Annotated in this window: 1 pseudogene; it reads right to left on the bottom strand. The window is 69.1% G+C overall.

Annotation, left to right across the window (positions count from 1 at the left end):
* Positions 1 to 243: 243 nt before the first annotated feature.
* Positions 244 to 369: pseudogene (locus RMT89_RS41600) on the bottom strand (DUF192 domain-containing protein); the annotation flags it as partial.

Below are 369 nucleotides of genomic sequence, written 5' to 3'. Positions count from 1 at the left end.
ACGCTGCGCAACACCGCCGAGAGCGGACTCGCCCACGGTGCCCTGGAGTTCTTCCTGAAGACGGAATCGCCCGACAGCGCCACCCTGCCTGCCTCACTTCTGATCTCACTGCGGCTTACGCCCTCTGGGCTCACCCCGCAGCCCGACGAGTTGTAGGGCTTCTCCCAGGTCGCGGCGGCATCCTTGCTGTCAGAGTGCGCGATGACGAGGGGGGTCCATTGCGGCCGTACCGACGGTCACGGCTCACCCCATGCCACAGTCCGCCTCGACCGCCACCCGCACGCCAACCCGCAAGCCCCAGCCCGCCATGGATCCGGCCTCGGCCTCCAGCACGTGCCGGCCTTGAGTCGCGGAAACCCGAGGCGTCCC

This window comes from Streptomyces sp. P17, assembly GCF_032436805.1.
In the GTDB taxonomy this organism is placed as follows: Bacteria; Actinomycetota; Actinomycetes; order Streptomycetales; family Streptomycetaceae; genus Streptomyces.
Note: the sequence above shows the minus strand (reverse complement) of the source record. Positions and strands in the feature narration are given on the sequence as shown.